The sequence below is a fragment of the Metasolibacillus sp. FSL K6-0083 genome, assembly GCF_038630865.1.
Lineage (GTDB): Bacteria > Bacillota > Bacilli > Bacillales_A > Planococcaceae > Metasolibacillus > Metasolibacillus fluoroglycofenilyticus.
The window spans coordinates 3,236,726-3,261,035 of record NZ_CP152046.1 but is presented as its reverse complement, the minus strand read 5'-3'; the positions used below and the strand labels follow the sequence as shown (position 1 = coordinate 3,261,035).

Genomic DNA, 24,310 nt, shown 5'->3' with positions numbered 1-24,310 from the left:
CTCATTTCACCTTAAACTAATTCAAGTCGATTCGTTTATTTAAGAATTTATATGAAATATCTACAAGTAAGTTTACTAGTACGAAAATGACCGAAATAACTAGTACGGTTCCTTGCACAATTGGGAAATCCCGCTGCCTAATCGCATCGATTGTTAGACGTCCCATACCGTTAATTGCAAAAATCGTTTCTGTTAAGACCGCTCCACCTAAGAAGCCACCAAATTCAAGTCCAATTACTGTTACTACAGGAATTAAAGCATTTTTAAGTGCATGTCGATAAATAACAATACGCTCTGAAACCCCTTTTGCACGAGCTGTACGAATATAATCTTGTCCGATTACTTCAAGCATAGAGGAACGGGTCATACGAGCGATAATAGCTGCCCCACCAGTACCTAACGTAATAACTGGCAGCACCATTTGTCGCCATGACTCACCCCAACCAGAAGGTCGCATTTGAACAATTTCGAAGAGCCATTCAGGCATAGGTATACCGAATGGTAAATTCCCTAATGCGAACCATTGAATTAATACTAAACCGAGCCAGAAGTTCGGCATAGATAAACCGAATAAGGCGATAATCATTATGAAAATATCTGTTAATGTGTAATGGCGTACAGCAGAAACAATACCTGCAATTAAGCCAATAAACACAGCCAAAACCGTTGAATATACTGCTAATTCTACCGTAATCCAAAAGCGAGCTGAAATTTCATCCATTACAGGGCGACCACTACGAACCGAGTTTCCTAAGTCCCCTTTTACCGCACTTGTCAGAAAGCGACCATACTGTACATATGCTGGGTCATTTAACCCTAATTTCTCACGTAGATTTTCAATTGTTTGCTCTGAAGCTCCTTCACCAGCCATTACGCGTGCAGGATCCCCAGGAATAAGGAACATCAATGAAAATACTAAAATCGATACCCCAAGTAATACTGGAATCGTTTGTAACAAACGACGAATAATATATTTTGTCATAGCTGCCCCTCCTTTATTGCTTCATTTTTGGATCTAGTGCATCACGTAGACCGTCTCCGAATATATTAAATGCTAATACAACAATAACAATCATCATACCCGGGAACATTACCATATGACTTGCATTATGCATATAAGTACGCCCTTCGTTTAACATTGCGCCCCATTCAGGCTCTGGAGGCTGTGCACCTAAACCTAAGAAAGCTAAACCAGAGGCAGTTAAAATAGCTGTTGCAATACGCATTGTTGCTTGAACAATAATTGGTGACATAATATTAGGTAAAATATGTAGGAAAATAATACGCCCATCACTTGCACCGAGTGCCTTTACAGCATCTATATATTCCAATTTTTTCACTTGCAGCGTAGATCCCCGAACAATTCGGGCAAATGCTGGCACAGAGAAAATACCTACCGCAATAATTACATTTGTTAAGCTACCACCTAATACAGATACAATTGCTAATGCTAATAAAATACCTGGGAAAGCAAGCAGAATATCCATAAGGCGCATCGTAATCGTATCAACTAGTCCACCATAATAACCAGCAACGATTCCTAATACTACACCGATAACTCCACCGATAAATACTGATAAAAACCCTACCTTCAATGTAAGTTGTGTACCGAAAATAATACGAGTAAATATATCTCGTCCAAAATTATCAGTTCCAAACCAATGGTCCTTTGATGGTGGTTGAAGTTTATTCACTAAATTTTGCGCATTTGGATCTGTTTTCAAAAACATTGGACCAAATATACCAACTAGTATAATGAATAAAATAATTAAGCCCCCAACTACTGCAGCCTTATTTTTCAGCAATCTCTTTGAGAAGGTTTTAAAAGCCTCTACTCGTGGATTACTTCTTGTTGCGCTTGAAACCTTTTCAGTTTGCACGCTCATTGTGATCACCCTTTCATTAATCAAACTGTTCAGATAATTGCATTTATCGTTAGATACCTCGGCTTAAAATGCATTCAGACTATTTAAGTGAATATACAAAAATCTGTTACATCCGCCAAATACTTATCTTACCATGCAGCGGGAGCTTTCTCCTCTTAAATATTAAATATTTGTCTTATTGCTGTAAACATAGCACACAACTACTATACTTACTTGCTGGTGCTACACCCTTTAGTCCACATAGTTACGGTGATTTGTACAAACAGAAGAAGTATATGCCGGCGCTTTTTTACACCAAAAAACATTTGCTGAATGAAGATAAAATTTAATCAGTATGAATAACAGTATATATATGAATATAGTGCCTTTTCAATAGTTTTTTTGATTGTTTGAAATATAAAATTACTTTTTGGTGAATAATTAGTTTGACAAAATTCGATATTTTTCACTATAAGACCTTATGAAAACACGCGTTTTGAAAGGGTTTTCATAAAAGTTTTTTTAAGTTGTAAACGCTTATCTGCTAATTGAATTCAGAGAAAAATCTTTATTTTTAAACAATTGATTGCCTGTTAATAAAAAGGTATGGTATATTCTAACCAGATGTTACAAAAACGTAATATTCTAGAATAATTTTTTTGAAGGGGGATTTTCCATATGACATTTTCAAAAAAGTCACTATGGTTACTCTTCTTAACTTTAACGCTAACACTTGTTTTAGCAGCTTGTGGTGGCGATAAGAAAGAAGAGACAGACAACGGTGGTACTTCAAACAACAACGAAGGATCACAATCGGAAGGAAGCGAAACAGCAACTGAAGCTGGTGGCGATTTAATTATTGCTGAATTATCAGATGCTTCATCATTAGACCCACACGGTTCAAATGATGTGTCATCTTCAAATGTTCAAGGTAATATTTATGAAACTTTAGTTGTACGTGATGCTAACGGTGATTTAGCACCTGGCTTAGCAGAATCTTGGACACAAGTTGATGACTTAACTTGGGAATTCAAGTTACGTACTGGTGTTACTTTCCACGATGGCGAAGCATTCAATGCAGATGCTGTTAAGAAAAACTTTGATCGCGTATTAGACCCGGATGTTGGTTCTCCACGTGCATTCTTATACGAAATGGTTACAGAAGTAAAGGTAGTTGATGAAACAACTGTACAATTTGTTACAGAGTATCCATTCTCACCATTACTTGCACACTTAACGCATAACGGCGGTGGCATCATTTCTCCAAAATCAATTGATGATGACTATGCTGCAATGACTGGTGATACAGCAGCAGGTTCTGTAATCGGTACAAACCCAGTTGGTACTGGTCCATTCAAATTCGTTTCTTGGACGCCAGGTAACGAAATTAAATTAGAGAAAAATGCTGACTACTGGGGCACGCCAGCACATGTTGACACTGTAACAATTAAAGTAGTTCCAGAAATGGCTACACGCGTTGCTGAGCTACAATCAGGCAATGCCCATATTATTGGTACTGTTGAGCCTAACCAAGTAGCAAATGTAAACGCTTCAGGCGTTGCAACTGTTGATGAAACACCATCAACATCTTTAACTTATATCGGTTTCAATACACAAAAAGCACCATTTGATAACAAGCTTGTTCGTCAAGCGATTTCAAAAGCAATTGACCGTCAAACTTTAATTGATGGTATTTATGAAGGTTACGGTATTCCAGCAATCAGTCCACTTTCACCAGGCATCTTTGGTTATACAGAGGACGTAACACCGACAAACTATGATATTGAAGAAGCGAAAGCTTTACTTGCAGAAGCAGGCTATGCTGATGGATTCAAAACAACACTTTGGACAAATGACAACCCTGCTCGTCAAAATGTTGCGGTTGTTTTACAAGATGCTTTAAAACAATTAAACATTGATGTAAGCATTGAAGTAATGGAGTTCGGTGCATATTTAGAGAAAACAGCTGCTGGTGAGCATGATATGTTCATCCTAGGATGGTCAAACGCTACTGGTGATGCTGACTACGGTCTATATGCATTATTCCACTCTTCTCAACACGGTGACCCAGGTAACCGTTCATTCTACTCTAACACTGAAGTAGACGAATTATTAAATGCTGGTCGTCGTGAAGCAGACCAAGATGCTCGTCTAGGCATCTACACTGACGCAATCAAAATGATTTCAGACGATGCACCAATGGCATTCGTTTTACACCCATCAATTTTAACTGGTGTATCTGATAAAGTGTCAGGCTTCCGCGTAACATCTGACAGCATGTACCACTTAAAAGACGTTAAAATTAGCCAATAATCGCTAATAATAACCGAAAAAGCTACCTCGGAAATCGCTAGGCGATTTTCCAAGGTAGCTTTTTTATTTCCGTATTTAAACAATTCACTTCCCTAAAACGGGCTCATACGCATATCCAATTCTGTTGTTATTTTTTCTATTTGTAGCAAACTTTCAAATGACAATGGGTTTGGCTGTGGTAACTGCTCTTTTGTTAATAGTGTTTGATTAAATTTTTGTAAAAATGCATTCGCCATCACTAAATAGCCTTCCATTGTCGGATGGACATCTGAAATATTTGGCAAGTACGCTTTAGCATTTGCTGCAAAGACTTCTTCAACGGCAATAAAATGCGCACCATGTCGCTCAGCTTGCTGCTGTAAAATTTGATTTAACATACGCAGCTGCTGCTGTGTGCCTTCCATTTGTGTAGGATGTACATGCGGGTATGGGAAGTAATAGCCCATTACATAGATTGTAGCATGTGGTGCATATTGCTCTAGCTTCTCTAAAAGTACTCCTATATTTTGGCGTACTTGATTCAAAGAAAAATCGGCTGCTAGCTGCGAAAAGCTCAATGTTCCCGCCTGTGGCCGATGTTGTACAATTTGCAATAAATCATTTGCTCCTGCTGAAATCGTAACAATTGTCGCCTTTGACAACAGCGCTTTTGCATCAGGCTGCTCTATTCGCTGTAAAACATTCGCCACTGTATAACCTGGAAATGTTAATTCCTTTGAGTAAAATTGCAGCTCATTTGTCCATGTAAGTTGCATCGCGATTAAATCCGTATAGCCTGTATCAATTTGTCGATATGGAGTTTGCCCCGCAGCTAGTGAATCCCCTAGTGGAATATACACTTCCTGTGCCTGCACCGTTGTAGCACCTAGCAATAGCAAGATGACAATAAGCCATTTTTTCATTGCCTCACCTGCTTAAAATGCCCAGCTTCCTTGACGGAAAATTGGCTCATATGTGCCATCCTCTAATTCACCGTCAATATCCATCTCACCGCTACCAATCATAAAGTCCTCATGTGTAATAGATGTGTTGATACCTAACGATTCAAGCTGAGCTTGTTCAAGCTCACGTCCACCTTCGTAGCAGGTCGGATATGCTTCACCAATCGCTAAATGATTTGATGCATTTTCATCAAACAATGTGTTGTAATACAAAATATTTGAAGCTGAAATCGGCGATTCATGTGGTACTAAAGCAACTTCGCCTAAATAGCACGAGCCTTCGTCCGCATGAATTAATTCCTGCAATAGTTCATTACCAACCTCTGCCTTCGCAGCGGTAATTTTCCCCGCCTCAAACGTCAACGTAAATTGGTCAATGATGTTCCCTTTATAAACTAGGGGCTTCGTATTTGATACTGTGCCGTTTACACCATATTTCGCTGGCAGCGTGTATACTTCCTCCGTTGGCATATTAGCAATAAAAATTGTTCCTTGTGGGGTTTTACTACTACCGCATTGCCAAATATGCTTCTCCGGTAGCTCGATTGTTAAATTTGTACCAGATGCTTTGTAATGTAGCTTTTTATATTTTTTACTATTTAACTTTTCGGCTCTCGCCTCCAGATTTGCAATATGGTTTTGCCATTGCGCCACAGCATTTCCTTGCCCAATATGCACCGTTGCAAAAATTGCCTCCCATAAAGCGTTTACTTGCTTATCTGCAGCCAAGCTTGGAAATACTTTTGCCGCCCATTTTGTAGATGGTACAGCAATAATCGACCATGCAATATCATCATTCATTACCGCTTTTCGATAATTCACAAGCGCACTTCCTGCTGCCTTTTGCTGTGTGGCAAGTTTTGCTACATCAATACCTGCTAATAAGTCTGGGTCCTCAGCATCAATCCATAATAATGCTCCTTGACGTGCAATTAATTCCTCACGCTGTGCAACAATCCACTGTGGAAACTTGTTAATCTCCTCTGTTGTTGCATGCTCAAAAAATGCGCGCTCAAATACTGCATCCGTTAAATTAACATGTACACGCCCTGCACCTGCCTCATATGCTTTTTCTACAACTAAGCGTGTAAAATCTAACGTATCTGTCGATGTATTAATTAATAAATACTGCCCCTGTTGAATGTTTACCCCTACGCGTACAGCTAGCTCCGCGTACTCAGCTAATTTCTCCTCAAATGTCATAGTAAATTTCCCCTTTATTTGTTAATTGTTTTTGAGTTTCCTTCGATTAGCTCACCTTTATGCCATATCTTTTGAATCGCTTTAAGTCCTAGTTCACGCAGCCATTTCTTATATGTTTTTTCATCGCGATATGATAGCAATGTCAACACTTCACCATCTGCACCAGCACGCCCTGTTCGACCAGAGCGGTGCGTATACTGCTCAATTGTACGGGGAACATCTACATGTATAACATGTGTTAATCCGGTAATATCTAATCCTCGTGCGGCAATATCTGTAGCAATTAAAATGCGAGCTTCGCCTTTGCGAAATGCATCTAATGTTTTCTTGCGCTCTTCCTTTTTCATATCAGAATGAAGCGCAACTATCGGTGCTTCTTTATAGGATAATTTACTTTGCTTCATTAGCACTTGGTCAATATTATTAGCAAATGCTAATGCGCGCACACCCGAAATATTTGCTAAGCGACGTAGCAAATCTGTTTTATCTCGCTCATCCACCTTTATAAATGAATGAACAATTTTACCGACCTTGACCATATCTTCAGGCTTAATTTTAATATTTACTGGCTCAAACATTAGTCGTTCTGCTACAATTTCAATTTCCTCTGTAATTGTCGCCGACACGACAACAACTTGGCGCCCATATGCTGCCCCATCTATAAATGACTTTACAACAACGCGATATTCACGGCTTAATAGCTGATCACACTCATCAAGTACAACCGTTTCAATTTCCTTTAATTTTAGCTTTCCGGAACGGGCTAGCTCATTTAAGCGCCCTGGCGTACCTACAACAATTGTCGGCTTCTTTTTCAGCTTTTCAATTTGACGGGCTGCATTTGCTCCACCAATTAATTGCTGGACGGTAATTTCTGACCCTTCAGTCCACTCACGAATGACATTTACAATTTGCATTGCTAGCTCTTGCGATGGTGCAACGATAAGTGCCTGTGTCTGTTTTTTGCTACCGTTTACTTTATTTAAAATCGGAAGTACATATGCTAATGTTTTTCCTGAACCAGTTGGTGATTCTGCTACGATATCTTTCCCATCTAGCATTGCTGGAATCATTTCCTGCTGAATTTTCATTTCTTGCTCAAATGTCCACTTTTTTTGTAATGTTTCATTCAATAATTGAATCGCCGACATGATTATACCCACCTTCATCTTACTTATTGTATTAGTTAGTGTATCATATTTTTTCATATAAACGATAGCGTCCCAAATGCTCACGGTTGCTGACATTTGGGACGCTATCGGTGATTTGCCTTTTAAAAGAGTTACTACACGCCTTTAATTATTTACTTCATAGCCACATGCAATAATCGCTGCTTCTGCAAGAACGAGTAGTGAGTCAATATAGCCTGCCCCTAAACGCAGCTCCTTATTAACGATTGATAGCTCCGTACAGCCTAACACAATAAAATCGCATTGCTGCTGCCACAATTCCTCTTCAATTGGTTGCCACAATTCCCTACTCACATCTTTGCCTGCTTTCACATAATTATAAATAACAGTCATTAACTGTTGCTGCATTGCCTTTTTTAGCAAAACTGGCTCAATATCTACCTCTTGCAATGCTTGTTGATATACGCCTGCCGCTAAAGTGCCATCTGTCGCTAAAACCCCTACTCTCTTTGCCCTATGCTTACTAGCACGTTTGGCCGTCTCTCGAATCATATGCAAAATCGGCACAGGACAAGCTTCCTGCATATCGTCATAAAAAGTATGCGCCGTATTGCATGGGATACAAATAATATCAGCACCATATGCAGCAAGCTTTTGTGCATCTCGCTGCAAGTATGGTACAGGGTTTTCTTTTGTTCTATCTAAAATATAAGCCGTGCGATCAGGAATTGTTGTGTCATTATCGATGATTGTGTGTATATGCTCTTGGTCTTTATTTGCTAGCGTTCGGCGCACAATCATTTCGCCGATAAACATTGTTGCAAGCGGACCTACACCGCCAATAATACCTAGTGTTTTTTTCATCTATTCAGTCAAACCTTTATTGTTAAAGTATTTCTTATATTTTCGATAGTAATTTAAGCTGTTGAGTGTAAGCTTTGCCCAACGCTTCATATTCATATCCTTGCTATAAAATAAGGAGTTAGTAAATTTCCCTTGACGAATTAAGCTTTTCGCTTCCATTTTCATTTTTTCATTGGAAGCATATTTGAACAATACGCCTTTCGGAATAATCATCCATAAATGAGGGTTGTCGCCATATGTTAACTGCTGCTTAATATTTAACATATAATCATCTGCGACATATTTCATTAAATTATAGCCAGCCGCTGTTACATAATAGCTAGAGCGACCGTTACGTAAATTGATTTCAAATAGCTTATACTGTCCATCGCGCGTATCGTATTTCATATCAAAGTTAGCAAAGCCTGTGTAGCCAATATCCTCTAAAAAGAAGCGTACTTGGTCCATTAACTCCTTATCATACGTCGTAATAATCGCTGCATAGCTCCCAATACCTTCGGGTGAATGCTCCTCTAAAATTGGGTTGCCTAAGCACATTAGCTTCACTTTTCCATCCTTCCCTACATACGCATTAAGTACACGCATATACGAATCATCGCCGGGAATAAACTCCTGAATAATTAATGTATCCTGATAGCTCGATTGATAAATTGCCTTTAAAATAGCCTTTTGCTCAGCCTCATCATGCGCTACGAATACTTTCTTTTTTCCTGGGAATGAGCAGGCCCAATAAGCTACCGAGTTCGAGGCTTTAATAATAATTGGGTAGCTAAAAGGGGGCTCAAAATGCTCATAGTTTTCCACTGTGACCGTTGTCGTACCCGGGTATTTAAAGCCATATTTATCACACATTTTATAGAAGTTTTCCTTCAATAAAATTTGATCCATTAGCTCTTCATCGATATACGGCACGGTGAAATAGTTTTGTAGTGCTGGTTTATTTTTAATAATTAATTTTGCATAATCATCACCACATGCTAATAGTAACAGTTTTTTCCCCTCATATTGCTGTGCGATTTTTTCTAAGGCAGGTAAAAATACATCATCTTCATTTAAACGGTCAATTGCTTGGAAGTTTAAAATACTGCTATCTTGCGTGGCTGTTAAATGTGAGCGCCCTAGTACAAGCGGGCGAATACCGTATGCCTCAAAAAAAGAACGAGCCATACCATAAGCGTTCATATCTGATCCTAATAATATTGGTAAAAATGGTTGTTCCATTGATTTTTTCAACTCTCTTTATTTTGTTTTATAGGCTTTAGTGTATCATATTTTAGCCATTTCTTACGCAAAAACTCTTTACAAAAAGACAAAAACATAAAAACAGGCTATTATATTTATAGCAAAAATGTGGATTCACCTTCCCTAGCTTAAATCTGTATTTTCAACTTCTTTCAGCGGATGTTTGGACACCCACTGATAAAGAAGAACTCAGCCTAAAACAAGTGCTTGCTAAGATAACGAATGAGTGACTAACATTGTGCTAACCTGACTTGCGGTGGATGTCATAAATTTTGCAGAGAGGACTGCGTGATGCAGACCGGTTAAACATTGCTACAGGATATGACGGTTTTATGTGAACTTCCACTAAACAGCTCGGAAAAATCTGGACTAGAGTTAATCAAGGCGTAATTGATTACTCATTGCTATGTCTAGACCAACTAGAGTTTTTATAATTTAATAAAACAAGCGTTAGTTTTCCACATAATAAATACAGAGAAGGAAGTGATACGATGCAACAAACTGCTGAACAGCTACAAGCGCTAGAATTAGAAATTATACAAACATTAGACATGCTAATCCATTTAGCAATAGAGGAAAAGCATGCTGAAATGAATATAGCCTTTGCTAAATTACTAGCAAAAGTACAGGAGGCTAGCTTGATAGATTATCAACTAAACATACTTGTCGAGCCACAAGCCTACGCGACTGAAACATGTCTCCTCCTACAAAGCTTGCAAGAAGCAAAATCAAAGCCGCGCAAAAGGCATAAGCTTCTAACACATCGCATGATCCTGAAAATATGGCTCCGTAAAAATCAACTTTTTAGAAAAGAATTTTTGCCGCAAATGTTCTAGGCTGACATCTTCACACACCCTTTGCAACGAGTAACCGCAGGTACACATTCTTTTTTATGCCAAAAGCAAAGCGACAGGCACATATGTTTTTTAGCGAATATTGAATTTGAAGGCTAAAATCGTCTGAAAAGGAGCTGCCCAAAACAACTTTTGGGACAGCTCCTAGTTTTTTAGCTCATATTGTTTATTTTTCCATTGCTGAAACCAGCTTATTATCTCTACATCGGGCTCTATCGCGAGCTGTTCTTTGAGCATTTTCTCTAATAATACATACTGCTCCTCAACCGCACTCTTATTCCCAATTGCATCATAGAGCTTCATCAATGTGAAATAATGCGATTCCTCCTCTATATTTAGCTTTTGTAGCTTCTTTTCAATTGCAATTGCACGTTCAAATTTTTGTTCTTTTATATAGAATTCACTCAACTCTAGTGCATGTTGGAGCCACAATCGTTTTAAATGCTCTCGCTCACTTTCTGCCCAAATATAATCACAATCATTTAAAAAGTGCTCCTTATAAGCATTTACAGCCTCCTCATGCTTTTCATATGTAGCATTTGAAAGAGCTGGTAATGCTTTAAGCTGCTTTCTCCATTCATGAACATCGACAAGGACATTTCCTAATTGCAGCTGATAGCCTGAATCAAATAATGGGCTAGAGATTGAAATATCGTGCAAATTATATTTTTTTAATGTTTGGCGAATGGTAGAAATTGTTGTGTATAGGTGATTTACAGCCTTATTGACGTCCACACCTTCCCAAAACATTTCTAGTAATGCATCTCTCAAAATTGTTTTTTCATGATTAGATACCATATAAGCAAAAACTTCCTTTGCCTTCGCTGTGCGCCACTTCATTGCCTGCACTTGCCCGTCTGCTAGAACAACTTTAAGTCCACCAAAAAGTTGAAGTAAGGTGCTATTGTTTTTAGTTATTAGCTTATTGCTATAGATTGATTGCAATCTAGTCATCGTCTTATGCAATCGCTCTTTTCGTACAGGCTTTAGCATATAGTCAATCGCATGTACATTAAACGCATCAATTGCATAACGATCATATCCCGTAATAAAAACAACTTCCACATCCGGTTGAATTTCTTGAATTTTCTCGGCAAGCTCTAAGCCGTTTAAAACAGGCATTTCAATATCTGCAAAGATAATATCAGGCTTCAGTTCATTTATATTTTCCAAAACCTCTAATGGATTTGTAAATTCACCGACAATCTCAATCGGCTGTATTTCGCAATTGATTAATAGTTTCTTTAAACGTTGTATTGGTAAAATTTCATCATCTACAAGTATTACCCTCAAGGTACATCCTTCCTCCTTCCAATTATCACCTTTACAATATTGACCTTAATTCAAAAATTAAAGGAAACACCCTTGTGAAACAAATAAAAACTTCCTTGCAGCTCAAGAGTGATATAAGTCAGTTAATCATTGGCGCGTATAGTACCATTTTGAGCTAACTTCGAGTAATTAGCGCGAAAAGAGTTAGCCCAATCATAATCCATTTTAAAATGGCTTTTACACTTTAGTACATCATATTATACTCTTGGTAAAGTCTAATATTTGATGTAACATACTTATATATCGGATGTTTAATAAATATTTTATTCGTAAATAAAAGTATTTCAATAAAAATGGAGCGATATTCTATGCTTACTAGAAATCGAAAATATAAACGAGTACTACAAATTACAATAATTTTTTCACTATTTATTGTATTACTTTTTTCTTTACGCTTTAGCTGGTTGCATTACTTTTCCTTTTCCAATGAAGCTGAGATTAACAAAGGCGTATTAGATTTCGAACAAATCCAAAACACTAGAGAGTTTAAAATGCATTTAGATGGTGATTGGGTTTTGTTCCCTAACATTTTACTTATTTCAAAAGATGCAATGCAATCTGGTACATCCCTTTATTCCCATTTACCAGAAACATGGGATCCGTACATTGAGCAAAAGCCAGGTCATGTGCCTTATGGTTCGTATTATTTAAAAATAATTAATGTGCCTGACTTGCCTATTATTTATAGCTTAACCATTCCAGCGAGCCTTTCACCTTACACTCTTTATGTGAACGAAAAATATACCGGTAGCCATGGAAAGCATACATTGAATCCTAAAAAGCCATCTGAGGACCCTAGACCAGCTACTTACCATTTTCAATTGCAGCCCGGCGATAATGAAATTATTATTTCTGGCTTTCATATGAATCAGCATCTACCAGGTGGATTAACAACATCACTTATTTTTGGCGATTCGTATTCTATAGATCAAATAAAATGGTATTCAATTATTGCACAAATAATCGTTTGCGCATTTATTGTTTTTTATGCCCTATGTGCTATTTTACTATTAATTTTAGGAGTAAAGAGAAGTGCTGTCGGCTATTTTTTACTTTTAATTACTTCCTTGTTTATGACTATTATTCTTTCCAGCGATAAGCTTCTTCTTTCGTATGTAAAAATCGACTGGGTATCATCAGCGAAAATATTACAGTTTTCCTATGCCATGATGTTACTTTGGCTAATATTGTTTTTTAATGAATTAACAAAAAAATACATTAAAACTAAAATATTAAACATTTTTGCTTTCATTTGCTTTGTTTATTTATTGTTGATTGCAACAATGCCAATTGATTTTATTTACTATATGGAATTTATATTTTATATGCTTTTCGTTATCACAGCAATTTTGCTAACAGTTTTTATTTATAAAATTGCTTTACTTCAGCGCAAAGGCTATATAATGTTGCTTTTAATAGCTGCGGCACTCATTAATCATAGTGTATTTTTAATCCTGAATCATTTTGTAACGACATCTTATACTTATTATCCATTTGATTTACTAATTGTTGTAACAGCTTTCTTAGCCTTTTGGTTTATTAGCTATTTTTATAAATCATCTAAATCGGAGCAACTTGCTAGCAATCTCCAACAAGAGATGTATAGGAAAGATGATTTTCTTGCCAATACGTCCAATGAGCTGCGTACACCTTTACAGCATATGCTAAGTATCGCCCAATCTTTATTAGCCCAAAAAGAACAGCATGACCTAAGGCTATTAGTAACAATTGGTCAGCATATGTCCTTTATGTTGGATGGTTTACTCGATTTGATTCACCTGAAAGAACAAACAATTAAACTGGAAATTACCCCTGTTAATATTAACCAGATTGTAACGAGTGTTTGTGATATGTTCCAACTAGCCATTAAAGACAAGCCGCTAAAGCTGCTTATTGATTTCCCAGCAGATTTACCGCCAGTGCTAGCAGACGAAAATCGCCTTATTCAAGTATTCATTAATTTAATTCATAACGCGATTAAATTTACCGATGAAGGCTCTATTACAATTCATGCCAAAGTGTTAGGCAATCAGCTTTATATTTCTGTTATAGATACTGGGATTGGAATTGAGAAGAGCAAGCAATCTCTAATTTTTGAACCCTACGAGCAAGTTGAGGCGAATATCACCTCACATGCTCATATTGGCTTAGGGCTCGGTCTAAGCATTAGTAAAGAAATTATTGAATTGCATGGTGGCTCTCTTGATGTGACATCAACATTTGGGATTGGCTCTACCTTTACATTTTCTCTACCAATCGCAAAAGGGTTAACGCTTGGACAAAGTGAGTCTTCACTTGAACAAAGCAATAATTTATCAAAATATATCTTTTTACAAAATGATTTAACTGAAATTGTGCAGGAGCTCGCCGTTTCAGCTAGTGAGCATGTAGCAACAGCTAACCCAGCCCATATTTTGCTTGTCGATGCAGACCCTTTGAGCTTACAAGTATTATTAAAAGCTTTAACAACTGAATTTTACCAAATCGAAACAGCAATGAACGGGATAGATGCACTTGCTAAAGTTGAAAAACATAGCTTTGATTTAGTAATTTCAGATACGGTATTGCCACAAATGTCAGGCTATGAATTGGCAAAGCAAATTCGTCAACGATTCTCTATTTCAGAGCTACCTATTTTATTTTTAACGGCGCGCCAGCAAAGTGAAGATATTCGACTTGCCTTTTTAAACGGCGCAAATGACTATGTGAAAAAACCAATTGAATATGTTGAGTTGAAATCTCGCGTCGATGCGCTTATTCAAGTAAAACAATCTAGTGAGGAGCGATTACGCTTCGAGGCTGCATGGTTACAGGCACAAATTCAGCCACATTTTTTCTTCAACACACTTAACGCAATTATTTCATTGCATAATGTCGACAATGAAAAAATGGAGGAGCTATTACTCGCCTTCAACGACTATTTACAAATGAGCTTTAATTTCGAAAATGTTGACTTACTCGTACCTATTGATTATGAATTAAGGCTTGTGCGCTCTTACATGGCAATTGAACAAATTCGTTTTGATAATCGAATTGCAATCGTATGGGATATTCCAGATAATATTGCATTTTCTGTCCCGCCTTTAGCGCTACAAACACTTGTCGAAAACGCGGTGCGCCATGGTCTATTAAGCCGTCCAGAAGGTGGTACAGTTACACTGCGAATTATAGAACATGCCGAACATTATCTAGTCGAAATTATCGACGATGGCGTTGGCTTTGAGAAAAAGTTAATTGACCCAAAAGAAAGTGTTGGACTTACTAATACGGAGCAACGTTTAAAGCAATTATTTGGCGTAACGCTAACCATTGATAGTGTTGTCGGAAAAGGGACAACAATTTCCTTCCCGATTCCGAAAGAAAATCATTAAGCTTATTTTCAATTCAACTACAAAGATTTTCAAATACTTCAATAGAATGCAGCTAGCTAACACTTTTATTTACCGACAGCCATTTGCACTTTACCCCGCATTAACGGGCAGTAAGAGACTTAAGTGAAAATCAGCTTCAGAATAAATCCAAGGTCCACTGCCCGTAAATGCCCGATTGGTTCAACTAACAATCAGTGGGGAAAAGCATCCACTGATTGAAGTTTCACTATATTGAAGTATTTATTTAAAGCAAGCTTGAATACTCAAAACAAGCCTGCTTTACCCTTATATTCGATTTTGTAACTTCTTTTTTCGTCTATTTTGCCATTGCTGATACCAGCTCGTTACTTCCTTGCTTGGCTCTATTGCTAATTGCTCCTCTAATACTTGCTTTAATAATGTATATTGCTCTTCGACTGCCTCAGCGTTATTTAATATGTCATATAGCTTCATTAACGTGAAGTACTGTAACTCCTCATCTACATCAAGTAATTGCAGTTTTTTTTCAACCGCAATTGCTCGTTCATACATTTGCTCCTGTATATAAAATTCACTGAGCTGTGAGGCATGCTGACGCCACATTTTCTTCAAGCGCTCTCGCTCACTTTCAGCCCAAATATAATCACAATCCATTAAAAAATGATTTTTATACGCATTAAATACACGCTCGTGCTCCTCGTATGTATCCTTTGTCAAATTCGGAAGTGCTTTCAACTGCTTTATCCATTCATCTACATCAACAAGTACACTACCAAGCTGCAATTGATAACCTGAATCAAGCAATAAACTGGATATTTGCATATCCAAACCGTATTGCTTTAATGTTTTTCTAATAGTATAAATCGTTGTATAGAGCTGCTTTATCGATTTCTCTATATCTACTTCAGACCAAAATAATTCGAGTAGCATATCCCTTGATATAGATTTTTCATGTCGAGATAATATATAAGAAAAAATTTCCTTTGCCTTTGCTGTACGCCACTTCATTGATTGCTCTTGACCGTCCGAGGTTACAACCTTAAGCCCTCCAAAAAGTTGAAGGGAAGTACTATTGCTCTTCTGAATCTGCTTATCACTAAGGATTGTTTGAAGTCTCGCCAGCGTTCTATGCACTCGCTCCTTCTGTACAGGCTTCAACATATAATCAATTGCATGAATATTAAATGCATCTATCGCATAACGATCAAATCCAGTAATAAATACAATTTCCACAGACGGCTGTATTTCCTGAATTTTTTCAGCAAGCTCCAATCCGTTTAAAACAGGCATTTCAATATCTGAAAATATAACATCAGGCTGCAAGCTTTTAATATTTTCATATGCTTCGATTGGGTCATTGTATTCTCCAACGATATCAATTTTCAGTAACTCATTTTCCAATAATAATTTTTTCAACAGAGATATTGGTAATTTCTCGTCATCTATTAATAATACTCTCAACAAGCGTACTCCTTCCTTTTTTTACCTAATATGTTAAATAAATTGACACCTCTTTATATTTCTACTAACTTATTACAATATTAACTATTGGTTAAGCTCTCTATTTAGTGTAACATATTTTTATATCGTACTAATTCGTCAACATTTAATTGGAAATTAAAAGAAAATATGGAGTTCTATTAATTATGATAAAAAAACAGGATTATTATTACAAGCTGAAAATTATTGCTATCGCTTTGCTATTTTTTTTACTGCTTTTTTTTATGCGCTTAAGTTGGGTCAACTATTTTTCATTCGCAGACGAAGTCGAAATTCAACAAGGGGTTATGGATTTTGAACAAATTAATAACAGCGAAAGCTTCAAAGTGTATCTTGATGGAGAGTGGGAGTTTTTCCCCAACACTATACTTGTTACGAAAAAAAATAAAAATTCCATTCCTATATACTCACATTTACCCGAAACATGGGACACGTACATAAAACGCAAACCTGCTACGACACCTCATGGCTCATACTATTTAAAAATTACCAATGCACCAGATTCAGACACACTTTACGGTCTGACAATACCTGCTAGCCTATCCTCCTATACACTTTCTGTTAATAATACACAAGTTGGTGGATACGGTAACTTGGTTAATTTAAGAAAAACTGGCACGGATACTAGACCTGTTACTTATTATTTTTCACTACAACCTGGAGATAATGAAATTATTATTGCTGGCTTTCACACAAATGAGCATACATCTGGCGGTTTAACAAAATCACTTGTTTTTGGTGATTTGCATTCTATCGAAAATTTAAAGTGGTATTCTGCTGTTACACAAATTATTGTTTGTGCCATTTTTCTGTTTTATCTACTTTATACGATTTTACTATTTATTATTGGTATACGAGAAACTGTGTTGCTCTATTTTTCATTACTCGTTCTATCAACATTTGTTACGATTGTTGTATCTAGCAATAAGTTACTTTTATGGTATGTACCGCTCGATTGGATTTCGTCGACGAAGCTGTTTTTCTTTTCATATATTATGACGATGCTTTGGTTTATTTTATTTTTAAATGAGTTAATAAAAAACTTTGTGAATACAAAACTACTGAATACGGTTATCGCCTTTTGCTTTATTTACTTATTATTTATTGCGGTTGCACCTATTGACTATATTTTCTATACAGAAATAATTTTCTATTTATTATTTTTCATTTCACCTATCATTCTAGCAATGATTATTTATAAAGTAGCGATATCTAGACAGAGAGGCACAATCATACTGCTTTTAACAGCTACAGCGATTATTAATAACTCATTATTTATTATTATTAATCGATCATTAACAACACCATATAGTCATTATCCTTTTGATTTGCTCATTGCGATTACAGCCTTATCTGGTTTTTGGTTTATGCGTTATTTTCATATATCTGTTCAATCAAAGCAGCTTTCCATTAAGCTTCAACAAGAAATGTATCGCAAGGATGATTTTCTCGCTAATACATCTCATGAGCTGCGTACACCGCTCCAGCATATGCTAAGTATTGCGCAATCGCTATTAGCAAAAAAAGAGCAGCATGATTTAAGACTGTTAGTGACAATCGGTCATCATATGTCGTTTATGCTGGACGGTTTACTAGATTTAATTCATCTAAAAGAACGAACGCTTAATTTGCAAATTAAGCCAATTAACATACAACATATTGCGGCAAGCGTTTGCGATATGTTCCAGCTTACAATTAAAGGAAATCCGATAAAACTCATTATTGACTTACCGCCAGATTTACCACCAGTGCTGGCTGATGAAAATCGACTTATTCAAGTGTTTATTAACTTAATTCATAATGCCATTAAATTTACCGAACAAGGCACTATAACAATTCATGCCAAAGCGATAGGCAATCAGCTATTTATTTCTATTACAGACACAGGGATTGGAATTGAAAAGAGCAAGCAAGCACTTATATTTGAACCGTATGAGCAAGCTGACGCAAATGTTAAATCCTCTCGCCATATAGGATTGGGGCTCGGATTAAGCATTTGCAAAGAAATTATAGACTTACATGATGGCTCCCTTACTGTGACTTCTGTAATTAATGAAGGTTCTTGCTTTACATTTTCTTTACCAATTGCAAAGGGCTTAACAGTAAATCAGGTTGAGGCTACTACTAGCAGTACATTATCGAAGTATATTTTTTTACAGGATGATTTAACCGTTGTGGAGCAGGAACTGGCTTCCACAGAGGATAAAGCTACTCCCCCAGTTAGCTTGGCAAATATTTTAATTGTGGATGCAGATCCTTTAAGCTTACAAGTACTATTGAAAGTGTTATCAACAGCTTCCTATAAAATTGATACAGCCTTAAATGGCACAGAAGCCCTTGAAAAAATTTGTGAACATAGCTATGATTTAGTGATTTCAGATATTATGTTGCCACATATGTCAGGCTATGAATTAGCGAAACAAATTCGCGAGCAATTTTCAATTTCAGAACTACCTATTTTATTCTTAACAGCGCGTCAACAAAGTGAAGATATTCGACTTGCTTTCTTAAATGGTGCAAATGACTATGTGAAAAAGCCAATTGAATATATTGAGCTCAAATCACGTGTCGATGCACTTATTCAAGTAAAGCAGTCAAGTGAGGAGCGATTGCGCTTTGAGGCTGCATGGCTGCAAGCACAAATTCAGCCTCACTTCTTCTTCAACACATTAAATGCTATTATTTCCTTGCACGGTGTGGATAATAACAAGATGGAGAAGCTATTACTTGCCTTCGGTAATTATTTGCAAATGAGCTTCGACTTTCAAAATGTAGATTTAGTTGTCCCAATTGAATATGAGTTAAAGCTTGTACGCTCTTATTTAGAAATTGAACAAATTCGCTTTGGAGATAGGATTCAAATTATATGGGATATACCTAAAGGCTTAATATTAAATGTGCCACCACTCTCTATTCAAACGTTAGTAGAAAACGCAATCCGTCACGGCATTTCACCACAGCGGGAAGGCGGTACGATTACGATCCGTATTACGGAATCTGTCGAGGAATATAAAGTAAAGATTATTGATAACGGAGCTGGCTTTAATACATCTGGTCCTCGCAAGCAAGGTGGTGTTGGTCTCATTAATACCGAGCAGCGCATAAAACAAATTTTCGGCACAGAGCTAGTTATAGAAAGTATGGTTGGAGTTGGAACAACAGTTACATTTATCATCCCCAACTCCCACACCTCTTTAATTAAATAAATGCTAAAATAAAGTGTCGGGCAAGGGACTGTCCAAAAAGCCGTGCATAGCCGGCATTTTGGACAGTAGCGATGATGTTTCACAAAATGTTGATTCATATAAGCAGAGAACGCCTCTTTTAAAAATAGGATGAACATGGGCTTTAGCAACGTTATCCTCCAGTAAAAGGGAAGCGATGAAAACATTTATTTCAATAAGGTGTCAAAACAAAATGGACTTTTCGGACAACTCCCTAACCCGATACTTTTTATAGAAAAATTTTAGTTCCTCCATAATCCAAACTTTCTTTCATTCAAAATACCATCATTTTTAATTTCTCCTCACGATATACACGAAGCTGCCCAAGAAGGAGTCGCATTGAAAGTGGGATTTTTGCTTCTTCTCTTTCACTTACAGGAAACACTGCTCAATCCTTTGTTTTACTCATTTTCAGAGAAAGCCCTCTAGCAGCCCTTTTGCTAAAGCACCATCGGCAGCATCCAAAATGTTAGCTATACACAGCATTTAGGACGCCTCCTTTGAGGTTTGTTTAATATTTCGAATGCTTCTTAGCGCCCTATATCTCAAGGGATATTACCCCTTGCCGTTAAGGGCTTAAAAAACTAAGATGAAGGATGAGGTGATTTCATTGCAATATGCAATTTTTGGAGATTTACATTCACATAAAAAGCATACAGAGCTTGTCTTACAACATATACAGGAGGTTGCGCCAGATGCTGCGTTGTTCGCTCTAGGCGATTTATATGAGTGCATAATAGGCAAGCGCAAGGCATTAACAGCTCGCAATATTCCTTTAAAGGAAGCGGCAATTATTAAAAAGGAGTTTGAGAGGTTACTAACCTTTCCTTCTGTTATTGGCAATCAAGAAGAGCGTATCGCTCTTGTAACAGGCTCACAGTATTTTTTACAATATGAGGAAAAGCTTTATATAGAGAATGCTATGCTTATTCATGGGCATCAATTTGAGTGGAATGAGCAATTTGAGCCGACCTTCCCACAATTTAATACCCCATTAGTCTTTTTTGGTCATAGCCATCGAGCAGCTATTTATATTGATGGTACACGCACAGCAGTTCCCTATCATCAATCCCTCTTTGTCGGGGACAGGCATTATGTAATTAATGTGGGAGCTGTTGTTGAAACACTGGATTGGTGCTTGTATGATAGCGAGGCAATGACTGTTACATTTATGCGGGTAACGTAATTGATTAGAAAGGGGAAGAAGCAGGTGGGGCTGTCCAAAAAGCTATGCATAGCCGGCATTTTGGACAGTAGCGATGATGTTTCACAAAATGTTGATTCATATAAAGTGAACCTTCAATCAGTGGGGGCTTTGCCCCCCACTGATTGGTAGTTTCACCATTCGGGTTTTTACAGGCTGTTTGATCCCCCACTTAAACATCTTGTTTTTATCTGCTGTTTTGAAGTGGGGGTATTACAGCCTGTTAATACGCGATAAACAGAAAACGCCTCTTTTAAAAATGGGATGGGCATTGGTTTTAGCTGCGTTATCCCTCAGTAAAAGGGAAGCGATGAAAACATTTATTTCAATGCGGTGTCAAAAAACGGGCTTTTGGGACAACTCCTTTTGCTGATGTTTCATCAAAGAATTATATAGATAAAATAGAACTTCGCAGCTTTCTTTTAATTTTAAAAGAAAATAAGGGGAAAGCCAATTTTTAACTGTATAGAGAAAAAGTTCCACTTCGAGACAGCCCACTTCCTTTTTTCCGCTATTGACCAGGTATTCGGTAATTTACTTTATATATTTCTTCTTTTCATTAATGAATATAGCCTGTAGTTCCTGTAATTTCTCAATTACAATATTGGATACTACTGTTAGCTCGTCTAAATAATTTTCTGCTAATTTTCTGTCGCCCTGATGATAGGCTCTGATTGCTTTTTTGGCAATATCATGTACTTCAATATGGGGTTGCTCTAACTCTTTATATGCTCGTTCATTTGCTAATAATTCCTTGCCAATACCGTAATACCATATACCTAATCGTGATTCTTTTGGTGATTCAATATCGCTTTCAGTCATTTGCTCGAAGCCAAGCATTAAATTATAAATGCGCCAGCGCCATAAAAGATGGTCGGTAATATTGAGTGCGATAATATCCTCTTGGCTGAGAATAAAGTTTTTCGCAATTGTCGTCGAACGATATTCCTCAATCATTTTGCTAAGCTTATAAATCGCTGCACCCGTATCAAAAGTAATGTCCTTGCTGTGAACTGTGCTGTCTCGAAGATTATGATTGCGCGTCGAAATATCTGAAGCGACTGTTGCTTGATGCTGCGTAGCTGTCGCAATCTCAGTAAAATGAGCTCCCTGCTCCTGTAAGCTTTGATTTAATGCTGACAAGGTTTGTGAAATACGAAGCACATCGGATACACCTTCGTGTAAATCCTGTGCAGATTGCTTTGTAAGTAGTTCAATATTATTCGTAATATGTAAAAGCTCTTGAATATCAGTGTTAATTGCTTCTACAGATTGTTTAGTATCGTCCGCTAGCTTTCTGATTTCATCCGCTACTACAGCAAAGCCTTTGCCCGCCTCTCCTGCACGTGCTGCCTCAATTGACGCATTTAATGCTAGTAAATTTGTTTGGTCAGCAATGCCTTTAATTAATGTGATTAATTGTGTAACCCGTGTCACACGCTCCATTAACTGCCCAACATCTTGCTGCACCTGCTGTTGTCCTCGGTCCGTTTGTTGCAGCATAGCAGTAATGTCCTCTAACGCAGTTATATCCTCACCTAATTTGCCTAGCGAATGCTGGGTGCTTTGTGATATTTCCTCAATAGAGGCGGATACTTCCTCAATACTTGCGTCTAGCTCGCCCATTAAGTCACTTGTCGAAATAATGTCCTGCTGCTGCGTGCCTTGAAAATCTACTAACTCCTTAATTTGCTCAAGCTCTGTGTTGTATTGAATAATTTCTCCTAAACCATTTACTACCGAGCTACCCTGTATTTCAATATATGTTTCGACAATAATTTGTTGGTCAATTGTTACTAAACTATCGTAGGCTAAAATAATATCTAGCATTTGCACAGGATTTTTCCGATATTCTTTCACAATAAGCGGAATGATTAATTGATTAATTAATGTGTAGGCTGAAATCATCCAGTTTGGCAATACGCCTATCCGTGCATGTGTATAAGCAATTTGCCTACGTTTAAAAACATAATCAATATTTAGTTCATCTTCAAACAAGCTTTTAAAATGTTGGTCAAAAACTTTCTTTAAACGCTCTATAGAAGTATGCTGATGGATAATTTGATTGAACTCTTCAATATCCAACAAACGACTATAAAAATTATCTAATATATACTGGTGATGCTGATGATAAATATCAGCTATCCTTTTTACGGATTCTCGTCGAATTTGAGAAACAGCTAGAAAATCTAGCTTTTCCTGAAAACGTTCGTTTGTTTTAATATCTGAATATTGCTGCTGGTGAAAGTAATCGTACTGTTCAATGCCTTTTTTTCTACCAAACATAGCTTATTCATTTCCCTTCTGCCAGATATTTTTCCTCTAGACGAAACCTAAACAATTTGCTAATGGACAATCAACCGAATTTTTGACGATAACCGCATTTTTTACATAATTCCTCTACTGCCTCACGACGAGAAAAACCCTCTACGATGCGATTCGCCCGCTCACTATCGACAATATCGCTAAACGATGTTTCATGGATATTTCCTAAATCAATAACGCCCTCTCCGTCTAGACAACAAGGAACTACTGTCCCATCTACTAAAATAGCAGCATGGCTACGAAGTGCATGGCAAAAGCCTTTGCCGTCATCCTCTGGTGCTAGAAGGCTTGGCCACCTAAATTCATGGTCTTGGTTTAAATAAATATTGCGTGCAATTTTTATACCCTTCCCCGGCTCCACACGTTCCTCAATCAAATAGTCTAAATGATATTCGCGTTCAAGCATTTCTAACGTTTCTCGGTTTCTTCTTGCCACAATATCGGGAACCTCATTTTTCTGTAAATTCCATAATCGATAGGAGATGATGACATTATGCTGTTGAACCTCACGTACAAAATGTAAAATATCACCTAAATATTTTTCTCGATTTTCAGAACCTTCATGACCGTCAAAACTGTGGAGGGAAAAATTAATTTGGCGCAAAGCAGGCTTCCCTAATAGCTTGTGGAAATTTTTTTTAATGAGTGTACCATTCGTTGTAATGTTAACTTTAAAGCCTTTTTCATGTGCGGCATCAAGCAACTGATCAATGCGTGGGTGAAGTAATGGCTCTCCCTTTACATGTAAATAGATATATTTTGTATGTGGTCTAATTTCATCTAATATTTTATTAAATTGCTCTAATTTAATTAAGCCTTTTGCTCTTGCAGTTGGTGGGCAAAAGCTACAGGCTAAATTGCAAACGCTTGTTATCTCGATATACACTTTTTTAAATGTTTTCATATATAAATCACCATTTCAAAATTATTCGCCTACTCTATCTTATCAAATTTTTATTTCTT

16 protein-coding genes are annotated in these 24,310 nt (G+C 37.1%); 5 read left to right on the top strand and 11 right to left on the bottom strand.

The window, feature by feature from the left end; all coding sequences use genetic code 11:
- Nucleotides 1-16: 16 nt before the first annotated feature.
- On the bottom strand, nucleotides 17-982 hold the full coding sequence (locus MHB51_RS15230) for an ABC transporter permease (RefSeq protein ID WP_066164738.1): 966 nt from the start codon (nucleotides 980-982) through the stop codon (nucleotides 17-19).
- A gap of 13 nt (nucleotides 983-995) precedes the next feature.
- On the bottom strand, nucleotides 996-1,886 hold the full coding sequence (nikC, locus tag MHB51_RS15225) for a nickel transporter permease (protein WP_107943628.1): 891 nt from the start codon (nucleotides 1,884-1,886) through the stop codon (nucleotides 996-998).
- Between the two features lie 657 nt (nucleotides 1,887-2,543).
- On the opposite strand from nikC, the gene MHB51_RS15220 reads away from it, so the two are divergent.
- Complete coding sequence (locus MHB51_RS15220; RefSeq protein WP_342558507.1) at nucleotides 2,544-4,178, top strand: glutathione ABC transporter substrate-binding protein; 1,635 nt, start codon at nucleotides 2,544-2,546, stop codon at nucleotides 4,176-4,178.
- Nucleotides 4,179-4,270: 92 nt separating this feature from the next.
- On the opposite strand, the gene MHB51_RS15215 is transcribed toward MHB51_RS15220, so the two are convergent.
- The 5 genes from MHB51_RS15215 to MHB51_RS15195 all read right to left on the bottom strand — a co-directional run bounded on the left by MHB51_RS15215 (nucleotide 4,271) and on the right by MHB51_RS15195 (nucleotide 9,537).
- Nucleotides 4,271-5,080: an SGNH/GDSL hydrolase family protein gene (locus tag MHB51_RS15215; RefSeq protein WP_342558506.1), complete on the bottom strand. Its 810-nt coding sequence runs from the start codon at nucleotides 5,078-5,080 to the stop codon at nucleotides 4,271-4,273.
- Nucleotides 5,081-5,092: 12 nt separating this feature from the next.
- Entirely contained in the window at nucleotides 5,093-6,322 is a 1,230-nt protein-coding gene (locus MHB51_RS15210; protein WP_342558505.1) for an aminopeptidase, read from the bottom strand.
- Nucleotides 6,323-6,336: 14 nt separating this feature from the next.
- A complete protein-coding gene (locus tag MHB51_RS15205) occupies nucleotides 6,337-7,473 on the bottom strand; it encodes a DEAD/DEAH box helicase (RefSeq protein ID WP_066164724.1) in 1,137 nt (378 codons plus the stop codon).
- A gap of 144 nt (nucleotides 7,474-7,617) precedes the next feature.
- Nucleotides 7,618-8,316 (bottom strand): amino acid racemase, encoded by a 699-nt coding sequence (locus MHB51_RS15200; protein ID WP_342558504.1) that lies wholly within the window; start codon nucleotides 8,314-8,316, stop codon nucleotides 7,618-7,620.
- Nucleotides 8,317-9,537, bottom strand: coding sequence for an ATP-grasp domain-containing protein (locus MHB51_RS15195; RefSeq protein WP_107943623.1), 1,221 nt, complete (start codon nucleotides 9,535-9,537; stop codon nucleotides 8,317-8,319).
- A gap of 512 nt (nucleotides 9,538-10,049) precedes the next feature.
- Between MHB51_RS15195 and MHB51_RS15190 the strand changes: the two genes are divergently transcribed.
- The gene (locus MHB51_RS15190) at nucleotides 10,050-10,394 is read left to right on the top strand and encodes a hypothetical protein (RefSeq protein ID WP_066164716.1); all 345 of its coding nucleotides are present in this window, start codon (nucleotides 10,050-10,052) and stop codon (nucleotides 10,392-10,394) included.
- A gap of 162 nt (nucleotides 10,395-10,556) precedes the next feature.
- On the opposite strand, the gene MHB51_RS15185 is transcribed toward MHB51_RS15190, so the two are convergent.
- Nucleotides 10,557-11,705, bottom strand: a complete 1,149-nt coding sequence (locus MHB51_RS15185; RefSeq protein ID WP_066164713.1) for a response regulator — start codon at nucleotides 11,703-11,705, stop codon at nucleotides 10,557-10,559.
- Nucleotides 11,706-12,037: 332 nt separating this feature from the next.
- On the opposite strand from MHB51_RS15185, the gene MHB51_RS15180 reads away from it, so the two are divergent.
- Nucleotides 12,038-15,115, top strand: coding sequence for an ATP-binding protein (locus MHB51_RS15180; protein WP_342558503.1), 3,078 nt, complete (start codon nucleotides 12,038-12,040; stop codon nucleotides 15,113-15,115).
- 285 nt (nucleotides 15,116-15,400) lie between these two features.
- Here the strand turns inward: MHB51_RS15180 and MHB51_RS15175 are convergent, their stop codons facing one another.
- Complete coding sequence (locus MHB51_RS15175; protein WP_342558502.1) at nucleotides 15,401-16,555, bottom strand: response regulator; 1,155 nt, start codon at nucleotides 16,553-16,555, stop codon at nucleotides 15,401-15,403.
- A 185-nt stretch (nucleotides 16,556-16,740) separates the two neighbouring features.
- Between MHB51_RS15175 and MHB51_RS15170 the strand changes: the two genes are divergently transcribed.
- A complete protein-coding gene (locus tag MHB51_RS15170) occupies nucleotides 16,741-19,800 on the top strand; it encodes an ATP-binding protein (RefSeq protein ID WP_342558501.1) in 3,060 nt (1,019 codons plus the stop codon).
- Between the two features lie 628 nt (nucleotides 19,801-20,428).
- Complete coding sequence (locus MHB51_RS15165) at nucleotides 20,429-21,004, top strand: metallophosphoesterase family protein (protein ID WP_342558500.1); 576 nt, start codon at nucleotides 20,429-20,431, stop codon at nucleotides 21,002-21,004.
- Between the two features lie 552 nt (nucleotides 21,005-21,556).
- On the opposite strand, the gene MHB51_RS15160 is transcribed toward MHB51_RS15165, so the two are convergent.
- A complete protein-coding gene (locus MHB51_RS15160) occupies nucleotides 21,557-23,308 on the bottom strand; it encodes a methyl-accepting chemotaxis protein (protein WP_342558499.1) in 1,752 nt (583 codons plus the stop codon).
- Between the two features lie 70 nt (nucleotides 23,309-23,378).
- Nucleotides 23,379-24,251 carry a radical SAM/SPASM domain-containing protein gene (locus MHB51_RS15155; protein ID WP_107943616.1) on the bottom strand — a complete coding sequence of 291 codons (873 nt, stop codon included), beginning with the start codon at nucleotides 24,249-24,251 and terminating at the stop codon, nucleotides 23,379-23,381.
- Nucleotides 24,252-24,310: the final 59 nt, after the last annotated feature.